The sequence below is a fragment of the Spiroplasma endosymbiont of Dasysyrphus albostriatus genome, assembly GCF_964019495.1.
GTDB lineage: Bacteria > Bacillota_I > Bacilli_A > Mycoplasmatales > VBWQ01 > Spiroplasma_E.
Window position 1 is genome coordinate 21,837 of record NZ_OZ026447.1, and the last position, 23,610, is coordinate 45,446.

The 23,610-nt window shown below is 23.1% G+C and carries 32 protein-coding genes, 1 tRNA gene and 2 pseudogenes; 26 read left to right on the forward strand and 9 right to left on the reverse strand.

Annotated elements, in window-relative coordinates; genetic code table 4:
- Positions 1 to 132: 132 nt before the first annotated feature.
- Complete coding sequence (locus tag AACL11_RS00150; protein WP_338987770.1) at positions 133 to 1,041, forward strand: hypothetical protein; 909 nt, start codon at positions 133 to 135, stop codon at positions 1,039 to 1,041.
- Positions 1,042 to 1,113: 72 nt separating this feature from the next.
- Here AACL11_RS00150 and AACL11_RS00155 read toward each other — a convergent pair whose 3' ends face one another.
- The 4 genes from AACL11_RS00155 to AACL11_RS00170 form a co-directional block, all read right to left on the reverse strand.
- The gene (locus tag AACL11_RS00155) at positions 1,114 to 2,937 is read right to left on the reverse strand and encodes an MATE family efflux transporter (protein WP_252319480.1); all 1,824 of its coding nucleotides are present in this window, start codon (positions 2,935 to 2,937) and stop codon (positions 1,114 to 1,116) included.
- A gap of 98 nt (positions 2,938 to 3,035) precedes the next feature.
- Positions 3,036 to 4,418, reverse strand: coding sequence for an ABC transporter permease (locus AACL11_RS00160; protein ID WP_338987771.1), 1,383 nt, complete (start codon positions 4,416 to 4,418; stop codon positions 3,036 to 3,038).
- Positions 4,419 to 4,447: 29 nt separating this feature from the next.
- Complete coding sequence (locus AACL11_RS00165; RefSeq protein WP_252319476.1) at positions 4,448 to 5,536, reverse strand: ABC transporter ATP-binding protein; 1,089 nt, start codon at positions 5,534 to 5,536, stop codon at positions 4,448 to 4,450.
- A 307-nt stretch (positions 5,537 to 5,843) separates the two neighbouring features.
- Positions 5,844 to 5,920: transfer RNA gene (locus AACL11_RS00170), tRNA-Ile, on the reverse strand.
- Between the two features lie 154 nt (positions 5,921 to 6,074).
- On the opposite strand from AACL11_RS00170, the gene AACL11_RS00175 reads away from it, so the two are divergent.
- The 3 genes from AACL11_RS00175 to AACL11_RS00185 all read left to right on the forward strand — a co-directional run bounded on the left by AACL11_RS00175 (position 6,075) and on the right by AACL11_RS00185 (position 7,229).
- Positions 6,075 to 6,236 (forward strand): hypothetical protein, encoded by a 162-nt coding sequence (locus AACL11_RS00175; protein ID WP_252319474.1) that lies wholly within the window; start codon positions 6,075 to 6,077, stop codon positions 6,234 to 6,236.
- 123 nt (positions 6,237 to 6,359) lie between these two features.
- Positions 6,360 to 6,617, forward strand: coding sequence for a hypothetical protein (locus tag AACL11_RS00180; RefSeq protein WP_281748997.1), 258 nt, complete (start codon positions 6,360 to 6,362; stop codon positions 6,615 to 6,617).
- Between the two features lie 189 nt (positions 6,618 to 6,806).
- A complete protein-coding gene (locus AACL11_RS00185) occupies positions 6,807 to 7,229 on the forward strand; it encodes a hypothetical protein (protein WP_252319867.1) in 423 nt (140 codons plus the stop codon).
- 113 nt (positions 7,230 to 7,342) lie between these two features.
- Here AACL11_RS00185 and AACL11_RS00190 read toward each other — a convergent pair whose 3' ends face one another.
- From AACL11_RS00190 to rplM, 4 genes are all read right to left on the reverse strand, one after another.
- On the reverse strand, positions 7,343 to 7,696 hold the full coding sequence (locus AACL11_RS00190; protein WP_338987772.1) for a hypothetical protein: 354 nt from the start codon (positions 7,694 to 7,696) through the stop codon (positions 7,343 to 7,345).
- Positions 7,626 to 8,405 carry a hypothetical protein gene (locus AACL11_RS00195; RefSeq protein WP_338987773.1) on the reverse strand — a complete coding sequence of 260 codons (780 nt, stop codon included), beginning with the start codon at positions 8,403 to 8,405 and terminating at the stop codon, positions 7,626 to 7,628. Before AACL11_RS00195 ends, AACL11_RS00190 begins: the two co-directional genes overlap by 71 nt.
- Before the next feature lie 325 nt (positions 8,406 to 8,730).
- Positions 8,731 to 9,138 carry a 30S ribosomal protein S9 gene (gene rpsI, locus AACL11_RS00200; RefSeq protein WP_252319874.1) on the reverse strand — a complete coding sequence of 136 codons (408 nt, stop codon included), beginning with the start codon at positions 9,136 to 9,138 and terminating at the stop codon, positions 8,731 to 8,733.
- A 6-nt stretch (positions 9,139 to 9,144) separates the two neighbouring features.
- Positions 9,145 to 9,585, reverse strand: a complete 441-nt coding sequence (rplM, locus tag AACL11_RS00205) for a 50S ribosomal protein L13 (protein ID WP_252319876.1) — start codon at positions 9,583 to 9,585, stop codon at positions 9,145 to 9,147.
- A gap of 233 nt (positions 9,586 to 9,818) precedes the next feature.
- On the opposite strand from rplM, the pseudogene AACL11_RS10500 reads away from it, so the two are divergent.
- Positions 9,819 to 10,473 (forward strand): annotated as a pseudogene (locus AACL11_RS10500) (IS5 family transposase); the annotation flags it as partial.
- Positions 10,474 to 10,508: 35 nt separating this feature from the next.
- On the opposite strand, the gene AACL11_RS00220 reads toward AACL11_RS10500, so the two are convergent.
- On the reverse strand, positions 10,509 to 11,522 hold the full coding sequence (locus AACL11_RS00220; protein ID WP_338986622.1) for an IS3 family transposase: 1,014 nt from the start codon (positions 11,520 to 11,522) through the stop codon (positions 10,509 to 10,511).
- A gap of 68 nt (positions 11,523 to 11,590) precedes the next feature.
- On the opposite strand from AACL11_RS00220, the gene AACL11_RS00225 reads away from it, so the two are divergent.
- The 21 genes and pseudogenes from AACL11_RS00225 (at position 11,591) to AACL11_RS00325 (ending at position 23,608) form a co-directional block, all read left to right on the forward strand.
- On the forward strand, positions 11,591 to 11,935 hold the full coding sequence (locus tag AACL11_RS00225) for a BspA family leucine-rich repeat surface protein (RefSeq protein ID WP_338987775.1): 345 nt from the start codon (positions 11,591 to 11,593) through the stop codon (positions 11,933 to 11,935).
- A 37-nt stretch (positions 11,936 to 11,972) separates the two neighbouring features.
- Positions 11,973 to 12,471: pseudogene (locus AACL11_RS00230) on the forward strand (IS5 family transposase); the annotation flags it as partial.
- Positions 12,466 to 12,621 (forward strand): hypothetical protein, encoded by a 156-nt coding sequence (locus AACL11_RS00235; protein ID WP_338988534.1) that lies wholly within the window; start codon positions 12,466 to 12,468, stop codon positions 12,619 to 12,621. The pseudogene AACL11_RS00230 and the gene AACL11_RS00235, both read left to right, overlap by 6 nt.
- 663 nt (positions 12,622 to 13,284) lie before the next feature.
- Entirely contained in the window at positions 13,285 to 13,548 is a 264-nt protein-coding gene (locus tag AACL11_RS00240; protein WP_338987776.1) for a hypothetical protein, read from the forward strand.
- A gap of 61 nt (positions 13,549 to 13,609) precedes the next feature.
- The gene (locus tag AACL11_RS00245) at positions 13,610 to 13,804 is read left to right on the forward strand and encodes a hypothetical protein (protein ID WP_338987777.1); all 195 of its coding nucleotides are present in this window, start codon (positions 13,610 to 13,612) and stop codon (positions 13,802 to 13,804) included.
- A 134-nt stretch (positions 13,805 to 13,938) separates the two neighbouring features.
- A complete protein-coding gene (locus AACL11_RS00250) occupies positions 13,939 to 14,241 on the forward strand; it encodes a hypothetical protein (protein WP_338986568.1) in 303 nt (100 codons plus the stop codon).
- 2 nt (positions 14,242 to 14,243) lie between these two features.
- Positions 14,244 to 14,681, forward strand: a complete 438-nt coding sequence (locus AACL11_RS00255) for a hypothetical protein (RefSeq protein ID WP_338987778.1) — start codon at positions 14,244 to 14,246, stop codon at positions 14,679 to 14,681.
- Positions 14,671 to 14,964 carry a hypothetical protein gene (locus AACL11_RS00260; protein WP_338961240.1) on the forward strand — a complete coding sequence of 98 codons (294 nt, stop codon included), beginning with the start codon at positions 14,671 to 14,673 and terminating at the stop codon, positions 14,962 to 14,964. Before AACL11_RS00255 ends, AACL11_RS00260 begins: the two co-directional genes overlap by 11 nt.
- A gap of 114 nt (positions 14,965 to 15,078) precedes the next feature.
- A complete protein-coding gene (locus tag AACL11_RS00265; RefSeq protein WP_338986573.1) occupies positions 15,079 to 15,204 on the forward strand; it encodes a hypothetical protein in 126 nt (41 codons plus the stop codon).
- Positions 15,197 to 15,358 carry a hypothetical protein gene (locus AACL11_RS00270; protein ID WP_338986574.1) on the forward strand — a complete coding sequence of 54 codons (162 nt, stop codon included), beginning with the start codon at positions 15,197 to 15,199 and terminating at the stop codon, positions 15,356 to 15,358. Before AACL11_RS00265 ends, AACL11_RS00270 begins: the two co-directional genes overlap by 8 nt.
- A complete protein-coding gene (locus tag AACL11_RS00275; RefSeq protein WP_338987609.1) occupies positions 15,358 to 15,603 on the forward strand; it encodes a hypothetical protein in 246 nt (81 codons plus the stop codon). The genes AACL11_RS00270 and AACL11_RS00275 overlap by 1 nt, the downstream gene beginning before the upstream one ends.
- Before the next feature lie 2 nt (positions 15,604 to 15,605).
- Positions 15,606 to 15,803, forward strand: a complete 198-nt coding sequence (locus tag AACL11_RS00280; RefSeq protein ID WP_338986578.1) for a hypothetical protein — start codon at positions 15,606 to 15,608, stop codon at positions 15,801 to 15,803.
- Positions 15,804 to 15,924: 121 nt separating this feature from the next.
- Complete coding sequence (locus AACL11_RS00285) at positions 15,925 to 16,122, forward strand: hypothetical protein (RefSeq protein WP_338986580.1); 198 nt, start codon at positions 15,925 to 15,927, stop codon at positions 16,120 to 16,122.
- 107 nt (positions 16,123 to 16,229) lie between these two features.
- Positions 16,230 to 17,054: a hypothetical protein gene (locus AACL11_RS00290; protein WP_338987611.1), complete on the forward strand. Its 825-nt coding sequence runs from the start codon at positions 16,230 to 16,232 to the stop codon at positions 17,052 to 17,054.
- A 16-nt stretch (positions 17,055 to 17,070) separates the two neighbouring features.
- On the forward strand, positions 17,071 to 17,226 hold the full coding sequence (locus tag AACL11_RS00295; protein ID WP_338987612.1) for a hypothetical protein: 156 nt from the start codon (positions 17,071 to 17,073) through the stop codon (positions 17,224 to 17,226).
- Positions 17,227 to 17,270: 44 nt separating this feature from the next.
- Complete coding sequence (locus AACL11_RS00300) at positions 17,271 to 17,459, forward strand: hypothetical protein (RefSeq protein ID WP_338987613.1); 189 nt, start codon at positions 17,271 to 17,273, stop codon at positions 17,457 to 17,459.
- A gap of 1 nt (position 17,460) precedes the next feature.
- Positions 17,461 to 17,646, forward strand: coding sequence for a hypothetical protein (locus AACL11_RS00305; protein ID WP_338987779.1), 186 nt, complete (start codon positions 17,461 to 17,463; stop codon positions 17,644 to 17,646).
- Between the two features lie 17 nt (positions 17,647 to 17,663).
- On the forward strand, positions 17,664 to 18,038 hold the full coding sequence (locus tag AACL11_RS00310) for a hypothetical protein (RefSeq protein WP_338987615.1): 375 nt from the start codon (positions 17,664 to 17,666) through the stop codon (positions 18,036 to 18,038).
- Positions 18,039 to 18,056: 18 nt separating this feature from the next.
- Positions 18,057 to 19,241, forward strand: coding sequence for a hypothetical protein (locus AACL11_RS00315; protein WP_338987616.1), 1,185 nt, complete (start codon positions 18,057 to 18,059; stop codon positions 19,239 to 19,241).
- Between the two features lie 14 nt (positions 19,242 to 19,255).
- Positions 19,256 to 20,953 carry a hypothetical protein gene (locus AACL11_RS00320; RefSeq protein ID WP_338987617.1) on the forward strand — a complete coding sequence of 566 codons (1,698 nt, stop codon included), beginning with the start codon at positions 19,256 to 19,258 and terminating at the stop codon, positions 20,951 to 20,953.
- A gap of 3 nt (positions 20,954 to 20,956) precedes the next feature.
- A complete protein-coding gene (locus tag AACL11_RS00325) occupies positions 20,957 to 23,608 on the forward strand; it encodes a hypothetical protein (RefSeq protein ID WP_338987780.1) in 2,652 nt (883 codons plus the stop codon).
- The last annotated feature ends 2 nt before the right edge of the window (positions 23,609 to 23,610 follow it).

Below are 23,610 nucleotides of genomic sequence, written 5' to 3' on the forward strand. Positions count from 1 at the left end.
AAATATTACAAATAAAGTAATTTCTCGTTTACAAAAAAATATTAGATATAATACTTGTAAACTAAAGATATAGTTTTTGACCTATTGTTTTATTTTTTAACAAATAGGTTTTTATTTTAAAAGGGGGACAAAATGAAAACAATTAAAAAAGAACAAATATTTACTAACAAAGCATATTTAATAAATTATGAAACTGTAGAAAAAATTAAAAAACAATTACTAAATTTAAAAGGAGAAAAAATAAAACTTATTGAAAAAAGTGAGAAAATTGAAAAAGAAATTAATAATTATAAAAAAACTATTCAATTTTGAATTAAACAAAATAAAGAAATAGAAGATAAAGTATTTCAATTTAATATTCAAATCTATAAATTAAAGGAACAAAAAATTAACAAAATTAAAAATTTTTTTATTAATCTTTTTTCATTTGGAAAAATAAATAAAAATAAAAGTATTAATAATTTAATTGAAACAGAAGAAATAAATTGTGAATTATTTAAAAAAACAAAATTAAATAATCAACAAAAAATTAATATTTTAAATTCAAATTATATTGAAAAACAAACAAAATACGCAAATTTAATAACTAATATTAATCAAATAACTGAATATGAAAACAAATTATTAGAAGATAAAAATAATTTGTTAAATAATAATAATAATTTATTAATTGATTTAATAAATCAAAAAGAACAGCAAGAAAAAGAAACAATTGTCGAAGTCAATGAGCAAATAGTTGAACAATTTGAATCAGAAATATTTCAACTTACTGAAAAAATTTGTGATTTGGAAAAACAATTATTATCTAACAGTAGTGATGAAGGCTTTAATTCAAAATCTACATCAACAGATTCTTTAAATTCAGATATTTCAGTACCTCTAAAAATACAACCAAAACCACAAATATCTAACCCTATTAATAAACAAAAAGAAAAAGACATCCCTTGAGAACAAACACTACGTAAATATGAAAATGATATTCCAACAAAAAATTATAAGCAAAGAATAAAGCCAACTAATTCAAGAATAATAAAATTTTAAAAATTAAACATATTTAAATAAACGCCTTTTATGGCGTTTATTTAAATTATATATTAAAGAAATTTTCAATCTTTAGAAATTAGCAATATCAACTTTATCTTTTGCTTTTGGTATATCAATTACTGGTGGAGATTCTGGATATACTTTATTCATACTACTTGCTAAATTTCTTACTCATTTACCACGATGATAAATAAATAAAGAAATAATCATTTTAATAACATCACAAGAACGCATAATAGCATAAATATAAACAATATCTAAAGGACTATAATGTACCTCAATAAATAAAATTAATATTGAAAAACATCAAGTAAAACAACTATCAACAAGTAAAACAGTAATTGCTAAGCCACCAGCACGAAATGCATAAATACAAGTATACAAAATAGTATAAGCACTAAAAACTATAGCATCAACACGCATCATTCAACTAGAAATTCGTAAGGCTTCTGTTGTTGCATTAAATAATAATTGTGGTAAAAAAAATGAAGATAAAACTAATAAACCAGCAAAAAATAATGAAACAAAAAAGCCTAACCTAATTAAATGTTTAGCATTATATTTAGCACCAATCAAATCATCGGCACCTAAACGATTGGCAATTAACACCGAAGAAGCAATACCAAATCCAATATATAAAGTATAGAACATGGTATTAATCGTGGAAGCAATTGCCGAACCACTTAATGCTTCAAAGCTTCATTGCGAAATTAATCTAATAATCATTGTCGTAGCAACTGCAAATAATAAATCATTTAACATTAATGGCCATGTTTTAATTATAATTTTTTTAAATAAATCACCCCTAATCTTAAACATTTTCAAAACTTTTGGTTGAAATTCATATTTCTTTCATATAATAAAACTACTAATTAATGCCAACTGAGCAATTCTCGCTGTTAAAGTAGCAACTGCTGAACCTCGTGCTCCAATTCCTGCAACTGCACCAATACCATTAATTAATAACAAATTTAATAAAAAGTTAATAAATACTGAAACAAAAGTTAATATTAATGGAATATAACCACGTTTTGTTTCACGAAATACTGAAACAAAAGCAAAGTTTATTCCTAACAATGGATAAGAAAAAACAATTCATTGATTATAATCAATACCTTGTGCTGTTGCTAAAGATGCTGAATGAAATTCATAATAACGTAAAATAATTTGTACAAATTGGGGATCGTTTTTATCAATATTATGAACATTCATAAAATCAATAAGTGAATTTTCATCAAAAGCATGATTATAATTTAAAATGTCCTTTAGCTCATTAATATCATTAAGAGTTAATCCTTTAGCAGCACATAATTGATTAAATTTATCCAATGCACTACTAGGACTAGTAGTATAAGAAATTAAATATTCACCCACTGTATAAGATAAAATAATAACTATCACTCCAATTAAAAATCCAAAAATAATTCTCATTCTTACTGTTTGTCTTAAAGAACCATATCTTCCAGCTCCATAAAATTGAGCACCAAAAATACTAACACCGTTGATAAAACCTCCCATAACGGCATAAATAATAACAAAAATTTGATTAGAAGCAGTAACTCCCGAAACAGCAATTTGTCCTGCTGAATATTGCAAATGATAAAAATGTTCTAAACCATTATCTTTTCATCAACTTCAATTATCTCAAAGTCCTAATGAAGTAAAAATATCCCTAATATGTTCATTCATTGGCTTTAAATCACTAATAAAACTATCCTTTAATTCTCCAACCATAATATTATCTAGTAAATTCATTGATGCTGATAATATTTGTTGCAATACTGCCGGAATAATAATCATTAATGCTAATAAATACCATTTTTTAGTAGCAAAAAAATTACTAATTTTATGTGGATTTGCTCTATTATTAATTTTAAATCCACTAATTTTCATAATTTCACCCTTATCATTAATTTGCTCTATATTATAATAATAATTTTACATCATTTAAATAATGAGGTTTGAAATTTTTTATAAAAGATACTAAACTGCTAAGTAAAATCTCTACGATTAAATACTAATCATGAAGAACAAAATAAACCAATACCAAGCAAAACATACACAGTCAATAAAACTGGAAAATTAAGAATTTTACTATTAGTTGCTTTATTGGTATCAACTTGATAATTTGTGTTAACTTTATTAAAACTAACTAAATAAGGATCTGCTGTCATAGCATACTCACTTGGATAAGCAAAGATTGAACTTTGTTCAGTCGATATTCCATCTCAAATATATTTTAATTGATAAAAAATATTTAAATAACGCATTGCTTTAACTTGTGATGTCTTAGTATTAAGAGCATCATATTGTGATTGAGAAAGAGATGTATTTAAACCCGTAATCATAAGATTTACTGAATAATCAACATTATTGCTACCAACACCATTTGATCTTTTGGGACCAAGGTTATCTAGTCCAACTTTTTTACCTGTCATTAATTCTTCAAAACTTTGTTCTTTTCATTGACGAAAAGCATTACTAATATTGTAAATATGAGTAACTAAGTCCTTAGGAGCATCAGCAGTTGGTGGAGTACTAGTACTACCATTCTTAATTGCTAATACTATTGTTTGTTCTTTTTGATAATCATAATTATTAGGATACTTAACTTCTTTAATATATATATCGTAAATACTAAACATAGCCTTTTGAATAGATTCAATAATAGTTGTTGGGTCTTTTCTATATACGTCATTAATTCAATCAATATCAGTTTTATCTAATTTAGCTTTTACATTATTATAAACTGCTAATGACTGTGAAACAACATAATATGTAGGATCAAATGTTACTAAACCATTAATTAATGTCGCAAAAATATTGAATAAGGCAGCCATTCCAATCATAATTGCAACTAAAGCCTTAGCATTTAAAATTAATGAAAATAAAATAGCAATTGAAGAAATAATTAAATCAAAAATAATAGCAACACCAAATAAAATTCATAAATAAGGAAATACCGCATTATAAATAGTTGAGCTACCAATGTCAGGAATAGTAATAACAAAACTAGCAATAAAAATAGATAAAAATAAATATAAAATAATTACCACTTGTAAAGATAATAACTTTTCAGTTCAAATTCTAATTCTACTAACTGGCTTTGATACTAAAATCAATAAAGTACCATCATCAATTTCATCACGAAAAACTTGTGTTGCTTTAACTGAAATAAATACAAAAATCATAATTGATAAAAGTACCGAGAACGATAATACTTTTCATTGTGGTACATAAAAGTTTAATGCTTGATTATAAGTTAATTGTTTTATTGCTTCAGAACCCACAAATAACGAAATTAAAGACCAAGATAAAGCAAGAAAAATTAAAGTTATAATAAAAATAATTCAAGTTGAAGGAGTAGCAATCATCTTTTTAAAAGTATAACGAAATATTGGAATTATTTTTCTCCCTTCTTATTTTTATCATTAGCTTCCATAACAATTCGTTCATACATTGTTTGCAAATCAACAGTATATGGTTTTAAATAAGTAATGATGATATTAGCACTTAAAGCAATTGCTAATACTTCTGCAACTTGTGCTTCAGTTTTAATATTTACCAATAAACGATTTTCATTAACATCTACTGAAAATTTTTTATCTATTAATAACTTCATTAATTTATTATTGTTATTATTAGAACTTATTTCATATAATGAATCAGTTTTATTAACCAATCCTGTATAAACAACTTTACTATAATTTAAAACAGTAACTTCATCGGCTAAATTTTGTAATTCAGATAAAATATGTGATGAAATAAAAACAGTTTTACCTTGTTCACGAAGCTTTCTTAAATCATTAAACAATTCTGTTCTTGCTGTTGGATCAAGATTAGCGGCTGGTTCATCTAAAATTAAGACATCTGGATTATTTAATAGTGATTGTGCTAATAACACCTTTTTCTTCATACCCGAAGAATAAGCATTAGGGTTGCGTTTTTTAAATTTCCATAAATCTAATTCCTTTAAAATCATTTCTGTCTTTTCCTTAGCAATTTTATATTTCAAACCACTAATTTGTCCCATTGAAATTAAATAATCATAAGTAGTAATTCGTTTAGGAAATCTTGCAGCTTCTGGAATATAACCTACTTGTTTTTTTGCTTCAACTGTTCATGAACGCTTACCATGAATAATTAAATCACCGTGTGTTTCAACCATAGCGCTAATTAAACACTTAATAGTAGTAGTTTTACCTGATCCATTTGGACCAATAAAACCATGAATAGTACCTTTTTTAACTTTAATAATAGCATTATCAACAGCTTTAAATTTTTTAAACTGTTTAGTAAAATCACGAATTAAAACTGCATATTGAGCATCTTCGGGATTAACTATTACATTACGGTTATAATGATTACGTCAGTTTTTAAAATATGATTTAATAAAATTTAGAAATTTATGTTTTTCTTTTGATTTAGCATTAACATCATCTTCAACTAAAGAACTATTAATAACTGGTTTTAATATTTCTTGTTTTTTCATACTCATTCTCCTAACTACTTAAATATAATAATTACTATATGGTTAATATACTTAATACTAATATACTGATATATTATATATTAATTTATAATTCAAAAATAAAAAAAATTAATAATATAAAACATACAAAAAAATAACAATTACTAAAAACCTATCACTAATTAAAATATCTGATTAATCATAGGTTTTTAATATAACTTTTTATATTCTTAATAAATCAATTGATTTACATCTTTATTATAATTTTTAATTTGATTTAAATAAAAAAAAATAAACAAAACTGTTTATTTCATAATTTCACATATAATGGTGGGACTAAATGGACTTGAACCATCGACCTCACGCTTATCAAGCGTGCGCTCTAACCAGCTGAGCTATAGTCCCAAAAAGAGCAACAGAGATATTATATATTTGTTCAAGCACGATTGCAATATATAATAACAATATTTTATTTAATTTTTATTTAATATTTTTAAAATTAAAAAAAATTTTTTGTATAATTTATTCATACAAGGTTTTTATTAAGAGGGGATTCAGAATGACAAAGATTAAAATACATATCTTAAAAATTGAAAAATGAAATCAAAATTTAGGAAAAGAAGCAACACTAAATGATGATGATATAAAAGATATAAATGAGAATGAGAATATAGAGAAAATTAATGATGATATTATTGCAAAATCACCTACGTTTTCATAATCATATTTTTATTGTATATTTATTAAAATTTTTTAATAAAAAATACTAAATATGAATTAAGTAAAATGATATAATTTATATATAATTTACTTGTTAAATTATATAAGTTTGAGAGGTAAAAAAATGAATGGCAATAAAAATGAAATGAAAATAAAACTCAAAGAAATTTATTTATTAAAATATAAAACAAATCAAAGTGATGACATAAAATATAAAGCATTTGAAACATTAGAATTAGCAACACTATTTCATCTAAGTTTTAAAGAAATAGTGACAAAATTTGGATATCCTAATCGCGAAATTATTCACTATGAAATTATTGTAATACCATTTAATTTAGATGCAAGTAGAATATTGAATCAAATTAATAAATCAAAATAATATTAAGAAAATATTCAAATATTTTCTTAATATTATTCATTTATATAATTAATTAAAACTTTGCTTATACAATCAATAATTGTAAAAACAATATAAATTTGTTATCATTTTTACATAAAATAATATAGTTCTTAACTTATTATTTTTATTATCTAAAAATGTTTTTTTTATATTTAAAGAGGTATCAAAATGAAAAAAGTTAAAATATTACAGTTAACAACTATAATATTATTTGCAATCACGGTTTTAATTACAATTACTGGTTTATACTTAATTTGATTTAGTAACTTTTATTTTAAATTCGATAATAAGGAACAATGTCATTCAAATTTTAAAGATGGATATACAATATTAAAACATTTTGGTTTAAGTTATACTATTAGCACTTCGGCAAGTTCTTTCTGTAACTTAAATCATTTTCCTGATAATTACTATCCTTGAATTCAATTACAGATTGGAGTTATCTTTTGTATAATTATCGTTCCAATTTTATTATATACAGTATTTCTATTCATAGTAATTATTTTTATTTTTAAAATAAAAGAAAAAAATAATAATTTTTGAGATGCAATCGAAAATTGTGAAATTATTAATAATTACTATGTTCATTAATTTTTATTAATATACTTTATCTTATTAATATTTTAAAAACTAAATATTTTCTAAATATTATAATATTTTTATTATAATGTTTTTTATTTTTTTAATAATTTTATTTTATTCTTTTAATATTTTATTCTTTTAAAAAATAACTTCCCTTGATAATTTTGATTAGTTTTATCACTATAGTTTTTGCTTCCAATATATAAATTATTATCTGCAGGTAATAAACTTACTACCGCACCATAATCTTTATTTCAACCAAATACTTCAGTAAAAGTAATACCACCATCAGATGACTTATATAATCCACCTTTAAAAAATTTATTATCAATAACTTGAACTCTACTTCCAACATATAAATCATTATTAACAACAGCTAAACTTCAAATTTCACCATAATTTTTATTATTTCTTCAACCAATAGTTTCTGTTATTTTTTTCTCCTTTAAGAGAAAGTTTAAATAGTCTACTTTCATATAGTTGATTTCTACTTCCAATATATAAATCATTACCAAAAACTATTAAACTCCAAACTTCACCATTATTTTGATTTCATTTTTTTAATAATTCTAATATTCCATTAGGCTTAAATATTAATAAATTTCCACTATATGTACCAGTTTTAGTACCAATATACAAATCATTATCAATAACCGCTAAACTTCTAACTTCACCATATGTTTCAATTCAATCCTTAATTTCTGATACTTTTTTATTAGATTCAATCATAAATAACTTACCATAACAATCAGAAGTTCTTGTTCCAACATATACATTATTACCCATAGCTACTAAACTATAAACTTCTCCTGTTATTTCTGATATTTGTGTCAAAATATTTTGTTCAGGAGAATATCTAAAAAGTCCATTAGCAAAAGTTGCTACATAAACAGTTCCATCATTAGTAACAACTAAACTAGAAATATAACCATTAATAACATTAATTGGTGTTATTATTTTATCTTTTGTATTACTTGCATTATCTTTAATTTTATATACACCATTACTAGTTCCGACATATAAATCATTATTTATATTTAATAAAGTTGATATTGCACCATAAGATTCAGGTCAATTAAAAATATTTAATTTTTCTTGATATACCCCCTCATTTTGAACTAATATTTCAGAAATTGCTATAATACCCCCGATTAATCCACCAGCCAAAACTGCCCCACCAACCATTCCTACAATAACTTTTCTTTTTCTTTTAATTTCTTTTGCATAAATTAAAATCTTTCCTTAATTTTATTAAATTTTTTGTAAATTAATTTTACATTATTATTAAAACAAATTATTGATATTCTTATTTTACACATATATAGTGTTTATAATAAAAAAACCTCTAATTTATTTAAAGAAATACAAATTTTAAAAAAAAGAAAGTTATATAAATAAAAAAGTAAATTATAAACAAAAATAATATATAAAATTCTAGTAATACTATAATAATAAAAAAATATTAGATAATAGTAATAAAAAAAGAGTCTCAGACTCTTTTTTTATTATATTAACGTTTTGAAAACTGCGGTGCTTTTCTGGCTGCTTTTAAACCATATTTTTTACGTTCTTTTTTACGTGCATCACGAGTTAATAATCCAAATTGTCTTAATAATACTCGATAATCTTCTGACACCTTAACTAAAACATTAGATAAAGCTAAACGTGCTGCACCAGCTTGACCAGTTCTTCCGCCACCTTCAACTTTGATATTAATTTCAAAGTTTTCTAACGTATTAGTTACTTTTAAAGGTAATAACATATCTTGAACTAAGATTTCTTGTTCTAAATATTTTAAAGGCTCAAAACCATTAATTAATATTTTTGATTGACCAGTATTTTTTAAATGAACACGGGCAGTTGACGTTTTACGTCCGCCTGAACTTGAATAAGTTACGGGTTTATTAGATGTTGTCATAAAAGTCTACTCCTCTTGGCCTAATATTAAAACTTCGGGGTTTTGGGCTTGATGTTGATGTTGATCATGGTTATAAACATGAAGATGTGTAAATTGCTTACGACCTAAGGTAGTATTTGGTAGCATACCTTTAATCGCTATCTCTACTAATTCAGAAGCATCTTTAGCAATCATACTTTGTGCATTACGTACACGTAATCCACCAGGATATTGTGAATGGTTATAATACTTCTTATCTTGTAATTTATTACCTGTTAATTTAATTTTGTTTGCATTAATAATAATGATATAATCTCCACAATCTAAATGTGGTGTAAATGAAGGTTTATTTTTACCACGCAATATCATTGCAACTTTAGTTGCAAGACGTCCTAAAATTAAACCACTGGCATCAATAACATATCACTTTTTTTCAATGTTACTGAAATTCATTGTTGTTTGACGCATTTTTTTCTCCTTACAGTGTAATTTTTACCGGGACTACATTGCTTAAAGCATTAATAATTATATAGAAACTTATTTAAAAAAACAAGTATTATCAAAGATTTAATAATTATTTTTACACAAAATTATGGATTACAAAATAAATAATTAAAAGTTATAACTAACTCTTAGAACCTGTTTAGAATCTTTTAGAAAATAATGTAAAATTACTATATATTTTAAAATAAGAGGTATATATGCATAAAAATTATCCAAGTCATGTTACTAAAGAACAATTTGAGAACATAAAATCAACTTTAGAAAACAGCAAAAAGAAAACAAAACCAAGAAATTTAGATTTATATGAAGTGTTTTGTGCAGTTTTATATGTATTAAAAAGTGGTTGTCAATGAAGAATGTTACCAAAAAATTTTCCAAAATGACAAACTGTATATTATTATTTCCAAATTTGAAGTAAAAACAATGATAAAGAACCTAGTGTATTGCAATTAATTTTAAAAAAAATTAGTTAAAAAGATTCGTATTAAGAATCATCGAAAAGAAAAAACTAGTTTTTGTATAATTGATTCGCAAAGTGTTAAAAATACAGATACTACTGAAAATAAAGGTTATGATGCTGGTAAAAAGATTTCAGGAATAAAACGTCATATTGCAGTTGATACGCAAGGTTTACCACATGCAATTTACATAACTACAGCAGAAAAAACAGATCGTAATAGTGCTATCATAATGATTAAAAGTGAAAAAGAAAATCTTTCTACAGTTCAAAAAATAATAGTAGATGCTGGCTATACTGGTGAAAAATTTGCTTCTGCAATCAAAACAATCATAAATGCAAATGTTGAAGTTGTAAAACGTAATGAATTACATTCTTTTGTAGTACGGTGGTTAGCCCTAATTACTGGACCATATTTTGATAGATATTTCTAAATTTTTATTTGTAATATTGGTGGTTTTAAAAATTTAGAATGTATTCTTTCATAATTATAAAACATAACATATTGATTTACATCATTAATAGCTTCATTGATTGTTAAATATTGATTTGAGTCTTTAGGCAATCATTCTTGAGATAAATGTGAAAATCAATTTTCAGATATGACATTACCGCCAATATCATATGGTTGTTTTTTGCTTAAAATTATTTGTTTGTTTTTTGCTCATTTTGTAATTTCTTGACAATAAAATTCGTTGGCGTTATCTGAATGTAAAATAACGTTTTTTATTTGATTTCAAGAAAATTGGTTGTTTATTTTTTCAAGTGCAGGAAGAATTAAATCTTGATATGATTTATTTGAAAATGTATTATAACTAACAACATTATTTGAATAAAAATCAATAATTACAAAAAGATATAGTCAACCTTCTTTGGTGTTTATTTGTTTAGTATCCATTGATCAAATTTGATTTGAAGCGGTTGTACTTTTGTAATCTTTGTTTACTTTATCCATTGTAGGTATTCACTTATTTGGATTTTTTTTGTTTTTAGGATAGTTATTTTTAGTTTGTTTTAATCCTTGAATATTGTGTTTTTTCATAATTTTTCGCATTTGTTTTGTTGATAATTCTATATTTAAAATGATATTTTTCTCTTGTTTTAATCACTCTTTAAAAGCTGAAAAAATTCTTAAATATCCATAAATTCTACCTTTTCTTGTAGAATGAAATTCGATTAAAAGTTGGCATAATTCTTGATATTTATGATTGCAATTAATAATATGATTTTTTTCTTTTTTAATAAGTTTTTGTTTATTTTTTAAAAAGTAATATGTTGATCTGTTTAATTGAAGATATTGACATAAGTTTCTAATTGAATATTGATTTTTGCAATCATCGATAATTTTAATTTTTTCTTTGATATTTAATTTGTTAATTATTAATGCTATTTGTTTAATTTTATCCATTAATAAAAATCCTTTCAGGTCAAAATTAGTGTTCATTATATAACACAATTGTTTTTAGAATACATTCAGATTTTTTAAATTAATGGTCTAGTAAAAAGGGCTAAGTGGCCCCTCCAAAAACATACAAAACACAACAAGATACAATTTACAAAAATGAAAATGGAGAAGAAATAAAAACTAATATAGAAGATTTGTCAAAGATAGAAAGTAAAGAGGTTGTTCAAATTGGTTTTTATAAAAATCAACAAGGTGAAATTCAAGTGGTTAAAATGCCAAGAATAATTGAAAAAGTACCTGACAAACTACCATCAGAAATAACATCTTTGAGAGAAATGTTTTCTGGTAGCTCAAAATTCAACCAAGACATTTCAAACTGAGACACTTCAAAAGTGACAAACATGACATCAATGTTTTCTCTTAGAACCTGTTTAGAATCTTTTAGAAAATAATGTAAAATTACTATATATTTTAAAATAAGAGGTATATATGCATAAAAATTATCCAAGTCATGTTACTAAAGAACAATTTGAGAACATAAAATCAACTTTAGAAAACAGCAAAAAGAAAACAAAACCAAGAAATTTAGATTTATATGAAGTGTTTTGTGCAGTTTTATATGTATTAAAAAGTGGTTGTCAATGAAGAATGTTACCAAAAAATTTTCCAAAATGACAAACTGTATATTATTATTTCCAAATTTGAAGTAAAAACAATGATAAAGAACCTAGTGTATTGCAATTAATTTTAAAAAAAATTAGTTAAAAAGATTCGTATTAAGAATCATCGAAAAGAAAAAACTAGTTTTTGTATAATTGATTCGCAAAGTGTTAAAAATACAGATACTACTGAAAATAAAGGTTATGATGCTGGTAAAAAGATTTCAGGAATAAAACGTCATATTGCAGTTGATACGCAAGGTTTACCACATGCAATTTACATAACTACAGCAGAAAAAACAGATCGTAATAGTGCTATCATAATGATTAAAAGTGAAAAAGAAAATCGGGAGGTTCCCAAAAAAGTAGGAAGATGAATTACTATAAAAATAAATTCTTTTCAAAATTACCATTTAAAAATGATGATAGACAAATTAAATTCTCTTTTACCCTTAAATTTAATATTCGACGTATTTTAAAAAAAATAAAAGATACATTTTGTAAGTTAAATTAAAATTATTATCAAGGAAAAAGACAAGAAATAATCTTGTCTTTTTTTGTAATTGTAAAATTTTAAAATTTTTAATAACCCTCTTTAATACTATTATCAACACGTGTTAAGGAACTAAAAAAGTGAACTACAACACAGTTGTTAAAAATAGTAGCTAGCATGTGGACTTGCATGGATAAATAAAAAGTGGAGTGATACCTAATAAAATATACTAACCATTAATGGTAATTCTTGGGGTGGGAGCGAATTGGAAACTAGTATATATAGACCTGTTGTAGGGACCTATTGTATTAATTCTATTATTTATTTAACCAACCTTGCCACTCCCCAGTGAGCAAGTGTTGGTTTTATTTTTTATTTTTTTTGAAAAATTTTTTTGGGCGAGAAAATAAATTTCAAACTTGTAAAAAAAATTGAGCGGTGCCGGTTCAATTAAAATATTAATTTGTTTAACACAAATTAAATAAATATTGAATCGAATGCCTCAATGTTTTTTAAAATTTCACAATTTATTTTTGAGCCCAGAATTGCTGGAATGAATAAAACGAATAGTAGTATTATTAATAATCTAAAAATCAAAATATATGTTCTTTATGCTAGAAGCAACAGAACATATTAGGAAAGGATTATTATGCAAATAGAATTTAAAAAAGAACAAATTGTTAAAGATAGACCACAATCTATTCTTATTGATTATGGTGAATATAAATTACAATGTCCAAAATGAATGGTTAAAAATAATAGTTTTATTGCTGATGATAAATATACATATTGAGTTTTTAATTTAGAAAATATTAAAAGAGAATTAAGTGGTAATGAATTAATAAAATTATTAGAACCATATATTAAAGACCAAAAAATAACTGTTAATAAACCAACCGCTCCAAAAGAATAATTATCTTAATGATATAAAACTTGAATCATTAATATTTTATGAACAGCATAATAGTTGATTTATGGGTGAAATAACAGATAACAAAACTAAAATTACTAATCCTTGTTTTAAATATAACATTACGTGAGAAGAAAACAGAAAAGGTTTTAAAATAAATAATCCATATAAACATGATGATTTATCAATTAATTATATAGTTACTTCTTATAAAGAAATTTCAATTCATAATGAAAAAGTATTTTTGTTGAACATGTAAACAAAATAAATTAGATTATTTATTCTTTAATACTAATGATATAAAAACAAGAAAATATTTTTTAAGAGATAAAAATAGTAAAGCAATTTGTTATGACTGTATTTTAAATGTTAGGTTAAGTAGGAGGTATAAATATGAATAAACAAAAACCATTTTCTTATAAAGACCAAGAAATTATTAATAAATATAATAAAAAACGTAATCAAGAAATAACAAAAGAACATTTAAATAATATAGAAAAATTAAGAGAAATTTTTAAAAAAGAAGTAATTAATCAATATAAGGAAAATTTAATTTGTTCATTAAATATATTTTTGGGTCATTATATAGATGAATTTAAAAAAGAAGAAGATACATTTTATTTAAATAAATTAAAAGGTTCAATTGATATTATTCAAGTTTTAATTAATAAAATAAAATCCAATGAATTTGATTAATAATGCAATATGACTTAATTATTGGAATTGACCCCGCTGGAATTGGTAATAATGGAATTGTTATATATTCAAATGAAACTAATAATATTGTTTTTAATGAAACATTCAAAACTAAAACAGTTTTAGAAAGTAAATATATATATAAAGAATATTTTAAATTAATTAAAAAACAATTTATTAATCAAAAAATATTAGTTATTGTAGAAAATTTCTTTTTAAGCTCAAAACAATTATTAACTAATCCATTAGCAACATCCAAAATTATTGGTGCATTAATGGTATTAGTAGAAGATGTTATGAACTGAGATTATTTAGAAAGTGAACCAAAAAATAAAACTAAAATAGAAAATTATAAAGGAAATATAAAATTAACAAAACATGAACAAGATGCTTATAAGCATATTCAATATTATTTAAGGAATTATAAAAATGAAAGATAAAGCAAATTATGTCAAATTAACAGTAAAACTGAGTAACACTATTGAAGCAAAATATTACGAAAAAGGTAATAAAGAATTATATTATAGTGTTCGTGGTCAATGAAATGGATTAAACTACGTTACTTTAATTTTTAATAACCCAAAACTTTATAGACGCTGTATTTTATTAAACAAAAATGATGAAATTATTGTAACTGGTCAAATATTTAACACTTTAAACATTCCTAAAAATCGTGCATTTTGTTCAATAAATGTTAAATGATTTAAAAAATGAAAGGAATAAAAATGAATAAATGTAAACAATGTAAGAAAAGAATATGGTTAAGTAAAAATTGATGTATGAAATGCTTAGAAATAATGGTTAATAATTTAACTAAAAATAAGGAGAATTTGATTAATGAAGTGTAAATTAGATTGTAATAATGAACAATATATATTAGAAAAATACGAAAATGGAAGTCTAGAATCATTGTATTGTCTAAATCATTATATGAAAAAAAATGGTGAATTTGATAATGAATAAAGAAAAATTAATTGAAGATTTAGAAGAACGAATAACATGACTTACAAATGAAATATCTAATGTTAAATATTTTAAACAAATAGAATTTTATATATGAGAAAAAATATGTTTAAAAAATCTATTAATTAAAATTGAACAAGGAGAATTTGAATAATGATAATATTACCTACTTTGTTTGAAAATAAAGATGAAATTGAAATATTATCACCATTTCCAAAAGCAATTCATACAAGTAATGATATTAGAGCAATTATTTTAAGACAATATCCAAATGTTAAATCAAAACACATAATTGTTTCTGACCCCGAAAGTAATGTTGCATTAATAGTTGGTGATAATGATGTTTATCAAGGTTGAATTAAAGTAACAATTAAAAAATTAGAAATAGAAAGAGAATAACCATGACTAAACGCGAATTTTTAATTAAATGAAATGTAGATGAAAAATTATTTTTTATTGATAATGTTGAATTTTGTACAAGTGACACATGTGTAATGTTTAATTGAAATGATAATTATTTAATGATTGATTGTTATTCAGAATACATGAATAAATTTATAGAACTATTAAATGATTTAAAACAAATTAAAGGAGAATAAACAAATGAAAAAGGAAAAAATTAAAATTAGAAATTATGAATTTGAATTAAATTCTTATGTAGTAGATTCCTTATTAGATGTTATAAGAGAACTGATAAAAACAAATAAAGGAGAATAAAATATGTTAGATGAAATTTTAAAAGTAATTTTTGATAGAGCAGATAAAAAAGAATTAATTAATATGATAGAAAGATTAATTCTTTGTACTAACAATAGAAAAGAAACAAAAAAATGAATTATTAGAGAATTTGATAAAAATGATTATGTTTTAGAAAAATTATTACAATTAGAAATACAAGGAGAAAAAAATGGATTATAAAGAAAAAATTAAAATTAGAATTCATGAATTTGAATTATATGATTATCAAGTAAATACTTTATTAGATATTGTAAGAGAAATGTTAAAAGCAAATAAAGGAGATTAAAATGCCAAACGAAAATACACAATCAAATTATACTTTAACTAAGTTAATAAGAACTGGTATAAGTCCAATTTGTGCAATGATTGGTACAAGTGCTTATTATGGTCAAGTAATAGATAATCCATTATTAGGTTCAATTAATAGTTTATTATTTGGTAAAAAATTAGGTTTAGATATTTGAAATTTAAATCAAAGACCAAATACAAAAACTAAATTAATTAATAGTAGTAAAAAAATCTTATTAGGTTTAGGAACAATTGGATTAGCAAATTATAGTAAATGAACAGAAAATAATATTAATCCTATTATTCCAACAACACCAATTCCAGTAACTACTACAACTACAACAGAAGGTCCTCCATGATTATTATTAAATAAACAAGAACATCAGTCATTAATGGATTGAGATACTTATATTTCATTAAATGCTTATGGTATATCAAATCTTATTAGTGGATTAACTGAGTTAATACCTAATAAATTTGAAAAAATAAGAAAGGTTTGTAATATGGCTACTGGTGGATGTTTGATTAGTAGTGGTGTAGCAATGGGTATAAATAATGATTTTAATAATGCTTATGCAATACCTACCATAATTGCTGGTGCAAGTGAAATTATTCATAATTTACTACCTATGGAAACTACAAATCATATTGAAGAAATGCAAGAAACACCATTTAATAATGAAACTGCAAGATTAATAAATGATAATAGATTCACAATTAATAGTGAAACAACTAGTCAATATGGTAGTGATAATATGAGTGAAGTACCATTAAATCATGATAATACTTCATTAAATTGAGATTATAATCACATGAGTTTATAAAGGAGGTGAATAATTGATGAATAAAGAAAAATTACTTGAATATTATAATCAGGAAATAAAAATATATAAAGAAAAAATAGAAGAATTCAATAAAGAAATATCTGTATTAGTAGAAATTATAAGTAATTTACAATCAATGATTGAAAGAATTAATGGTGGTCAATTTGATTAATAATTAGAAATAAAAAAATAAATAGTTGAAAGGAAAATATTGAAATGAAAGAATTTTTACATGAATTAATAATTATTGGAACAAGTGTTGGAACATTAATTTGCAGAGAAATTATTGTTTTATTAAAAAGATTTATCACAACTCCAAAACATGTTAGAGCAAATAATAAAATTATCAAACATCAAAAAAAATTAGAAAAATTAAATGAAAAGATTAATAAAGGAGAAAAATAATATGACAAAAATTGAATTTAATGAAAAATATATAAAAAATAATATCAAAATTGATAGAGATTTTGATTTAGATATAGGAAATTGTTTTAAATTTTCTGATATTGATATATTAGAAAATGCAGTTAAAGATTATAAAAAACTAATAAGTGAAATGCCACAATTAGTTAAAGATTGATTATTGGGATAAGATTAGGAGAATATTAAATGTTAGAAAATGAAGATAATGTTCAACAAACAACTGAACCTTTAACTGAAAATAATGCTCAACAAGAAATAGAAAATAAAGTTAATGAAGCAGAAAATAAGTTAAATAAACTTAATCAAGAAATTAAAGAAAAAGAAATGATTAATATATTTAAAAAATATCAAGTTAAAACTGAATTTTATGATTTTTTAAAATTTAAAACAAGTAATCTAGAAAATTCAAAAATTGAAGAAACTATTAAAAAAATGATTAAAGAACAACCAGTATTTAAACAAACAATTAATACAGGTGGTAATAAACAAATAATTATTAATAATAAAACAAATGATAAAGAAAATTTTTTAATTAATTATAAAAAGAAAAATTATTTATAAACGAAAGGAAGAAATAAAATGTCAGTACCATTTAATCAAAATTTAGACAATACAGAGAGATTAGTAGAAGCACCAGAATTTATAGAGTTTTTTAAAATTTCAAATAGTCCATGGGCAAACTTTTTTCCTACTGAAATTGTTGACTCAGTAAATATTGAGTTTATTGTTAAAAAACCAAAAAAACCGGAAGTAAAAATTATTGCTTGGGATGATAAAAGTAAAAGATATGAATTACCATATGTTGATACAGATAAAATTAGTAAAAAAATAACTAAAAAATATCTTGCAGGAGAAATTATTGCAGATGTAGATTTAAAAGCAAATAATGGACAAAATTTATTAGATAGTATGCAATATGAAGTTGCAAATGATTTAGCAGATAAATTGGCAATTGATGATACACAAGCAATTGCAAAATTTGCTACTAAAATCGATATTGAAGATACAACACCAGTAGGCTATTTAAAATCAATGTTATCTGCTTGAAATACTTTGTTTCAATTTAGAAATATTGCAAATAGTAAATTTTTTATTACTAATGGTCTTTATGATAGTTTAGTTTATTTAGCAGATAATAAAGGTTTAATTACCGATAATCAGTTGGCACAACAATTACGTTTAAATGGAAATAATTTATATGTAAAAGGCGTATTATGTGAAATCGTTCTTGATGACTATATGATTTTTACTAATGATAAAAATGAACAACAATTAATGACCTTTATTTTAGCAACACCAAGAGCAATGAAAAGATACATGATAGAAAATACAGTTATTTATGTAGATTTTATTAAAGATGATAAAGCAGGAAGAGCATATAAAGTTGCTGGTGAAGTTGTTGGAGAAGCAATCCCATATATTTCTAATAATGAAACAACATCAAGATGAATGTTATGTGGAGTTATTAAAACAGAAAAAAATGATTTAAAAACTAAAATTACAGTTTTAACAACAAATATTACTGCAAATGTTAATAACAATAACAATGAATTAAATACAGAAATAAAAAGTACTAATGAACTTAAATCATTAAATCCAAATTTAACAAATCCAACTATTAAATATTTTAGTGATGCACAAGGAAAAACTAATGTAAGTAATCAAAAACAAAAAGCAGGTGACTTATATATAACTATTGCTGCAAATGTTAATGATTTAAATTATAAAGGTTCAACAAATCCAATTAAAATAACTCTTAAATAAAGGAAATTAATATCATGCCAATTGGTACAACTAGTACAGCAATACTTTTAAACATAAATAAACCAAAACATACTAGAACAAGTAAACAACAAGAAAATAAAAGTTTTTGATGAGAAATTTTAGAAATGATTGGTGTACAAGTTATAGCAGTAGCACTTGCTCCTTTTACTGGTGGATTAAGTGAAAGTTTTGCACTTGGATTAGGTGCAAGTGATTTAATTGCTAGTATTAGTGCTGTTGGTGTAGAGTTTTTAACTGATTTTACTATTAATCAAGTTTATGATTATTTAAAAGGAAATGTAACATCATTAAATACTTTCTTTAATTTATTACCGGCATTTGCAGGACTTAATAAAATTAGTCGTGGTTATCGCACAACTAAATTTATTAAACTAGCACAAGAAACTAAAACATTAGAACAAGTTGGTATTAAAGAAGCAAAAAACTTACAAGAAATTATTAGTCAAGTAAGTGGAAAAGAAATTTTAACAGATAAAATTATTGGTAATAAACGTTATTTAATGAATTATAGTTTTACTCCTAATCGTGAAACAGTATTACGAGATTTAGGTTATGTTGCTGAAAGACAATATAAAAATAATTTTCAAAAATTAGAAGCACAGGAGTTAAAAAATTACTTATTATTACAAAATACATTAATAAAATTAAGTCCACAATTAACTCCTAAATTTAAAATTAAAGATATTGAAAAAGCAAATAATTTTTTAAAAAAATATAATACTGATTTAAAAAAAGTATTATCTATGAACCAACATGATTGATTAAATTTAGTTCATACAATACACACAGAAAATAGATATGGAAAAACTTTAATTTTGGATTTACAAAAAATTCGTGCTAATGCTATTAAATTTGATTTTAAAAAAAGTTCAATTCATAAGATTGTTTTAAATGCAAATAAATTGTTTAAATATTTGGATATTAGATTTTATTTAAAAAAAGGTTTAAATAAATTTTGAAAAAATACACCATATTTTGAAAAATTACGAGAAAGTATATATAAATTACAAGAAAAATTTGAAAAGTTGGAAAAACAAGCATTTGAAAAAATTAATAAATTAAAAGAAAAAACAACTGATTTATTTACTAGTGCAGAAAAAAGAGCAATTAAACATGCACAATTAATTCCATTAAATTCACCAGTATTTATGGGTTGTAAAATTCAACCTTTATCATTAGATAAATGTGCAATTACTATTTATCATCGCAATACTAAATATAAACCAATTACAGTTGTTGATAGTATTCTTAAAGCAGAAACTTTTGTTACTCAAATACATCCATTCCATTGATATCGTTGATATAGTGGTTGATACATTGGTTATGGTGTTAATCATAATAAATGATTAAAAGCAATAGCATTTGCTCCACCAGTGGTTCAACAAGTAATTAGAGATAGTTTTAAAGTATATAGAGAAATATTTAGAATAGTAAGAACTTATCATAAAGTAGTAAATGTTATTAATAATCCTATTGAAAATATTAATAAATCATTTAAAAGTGTTGGTTTAAAATTTTCAGTTAATACTTTATTTGGCACTGGACTATTACATCATTTAGAAAAATTTGCATATAGTCAAGTTGTAAAAAAAGGTAAGAAAAAGTTACAAAAAGAAATTATCCATATATCACATAGAAAAACTAAAACAAAAACTAAGCATTATAAAAAAGCATTTTTTAAGGAATGATAAATTATGATTAATAAACTTTGAACTGATGTCAGTCTTGAAAATTATAATAACTGATATCCATTAACTGGAAAAATTACAGAAACCCCACAGCAATATATACAGACATGACCTAATGTTAATGATTGATTTAAAACTTTTGCTATTCGTGCTCAAAATGATATTAATGCTTATCTTGATTTTATTTTATCTAAATTTCCTTTTGATAGTTTTAAAGATGAATTAATTAAAGAAACATTAAGAGATATGGTTTATGTAATGGTTGAACATTGAGTATTTAATCGTACACCAATTGAATTTAATGTTGATGCTACTATTCAATTTAATAATGGTAGTCAATTTAGTGCAAATAGTACTCCTACGATTAATGTTTGAGATTTAGCACCTAGTAGAATGAAAATATGAGCAAGATTAACAGAATTAAAACAAATATTTTCAAGTTATAATGATGATGAAATAGATATTGAAAAAATTGACTTAAAAGCATTTTATACTAGAAATCAAGTTGATGAATTAATTGAACAACAAAAAGAATTTACATTATCAAAACAAATTAAATTATATGATGATTTAGTTGATGATAATGAAAATGAAATATATAGAGGTCCTGTTAGTAAATTTGTTAATAAAGGTTATGTTGCAACAGATTATGATAAAGAAACTGAAACAATGATTTTAGATTGACCAGATGAAATTGGAACATTACCACCAGAAGCATTACAAAATAATCCACAAATTGGTGATTATACACATGCACCAACTTGTGATTTTTCTGCTAAACAACAAAAACGAATTACTACAAATGAAAATGAAATTACCAAATTAAATACTGAATTAATTAAAGCAAATGAAAATATTAATGATGTTAAAAATAATTGATTTAATATTGAAACTAGTCCTTTATGAAAGAAAGTTAAAAATGAAAATATTAAAACAGATACATGATGTATTATTGATTGAACATATTATTTTATCGATAGTAAACAACTTATTATAAGTAATAATAAATTAACTAAATCTAATATAAGAATTACTAATAGTCAAATAGAACAAAAGCAAATAATAATTGAAAATATTGATGTTAATATTGATAAAGTAACATTATTATATGATGTTGATTTAATAAAGTTTATTGCTACTAATAACACAAAAAAGTATAAACCAATAATTCATAATATATATCAATATCAAGGAATAGGTACACCAACTGAATTTATAGCAGAAGAAAATACTGAACGTGATTATTATACAAAAATAGAAACTAATAATTTATTAGATAAAAAACAAAATAAATTAATTGCTGGTACTAATATAACTATTGATGAAAATAATAAAATTAGTGCTACTGGTGGTAGTGGTGAATCATTATGAGAAGTAGACTCTAATTCGCCTAATATTATTCAACCTAAAGAAAAAAGATTAATTACTGCTAATAATAAAAGAATTGTTTATATTGGTGAACCAGAACAAGAAAAAGATGCAACTACAAAAAAATATGTTGATGAAAAAATTGACAAAAAACAAAATAAATTATTATTGATAAATGAAAATATGACATATGGAGAATTAAAATATAATAAATTACCAACTGGTCAATTTGGTGATGATTTAGGAATACCACCTAATAAAGTTATTAAACAATGAATTAGTGAAAGTGTAAATAAAAAACAAGATAAAATAGATAATTTACAAGATAAGATTTTTAATAATAAAGATGATAAAGATAGTACTACAAGATTAGTTACTGAAGTTATTAAAACTAATGTTGGTGGTAAAACTTTAATTTATAGAAATAATCCAGTTATAACTGATGATTTAGATATTCCAAATAAGAAATATATAGATGAAAAAATAGATAAAAAGCAAGATAAAGAAAATTGAGTTGTAATAGGAAATAGAGTTGATAATAGAACATGAGATAATTTTGATATTCAACTTAATAAAACATATCGGGTATTTATAACATGACACAGAAATGCACCTGAACAAAATGGTTATCCATTAATGTTATTGTTTAAATCAGCAAAAGCAGTTGGAACTGGTACATGAACTCTTTTAATTGGTAAAATTGATAATAAAGATGCTTCTTTAATTCTTAAGGCTGATTATACTAAATCTAATAAGTGAAGTTTATTTATTAAATGTGAAATTGATGGTGGTGCTATATTTAGTTTTGAAGAATTAAAAGAAAATACTTATCAAATTAAAAGCAATACATTAGATATTACTTCACCAAATGTAATTAATATAGATAAACCAATTAAAATTAGTTCAAAAAGTTTAGAAACTAATGAAATAGAAGAAAATATTTGAGATATTGAATTAAAAAATAATCCAACACCAATTCCAAGTGGTTCAAATTGAAAAGAAGTAGGAACAAGAGAAAAAAATAAATGAGATAATTGACAAATTACTTATGATTTTCAAGAGAATAAACATTATAGAGTTTATTATTCTTGAAGTATATATAATCCAGTTTATACTATTCAAGAATTTATTATAACTAATAAAAAAATTGCTGGTGTACAAATACAAACCTTTAATGATAGTGCTAATATAGTAATTTTATCAGTTCAACATGCAAAATTGATTACTATTTATACTGTAAAAGGTAATTTAAAAGGTAATGTATGAAAATTAGAAGAATTACAGGAATAATA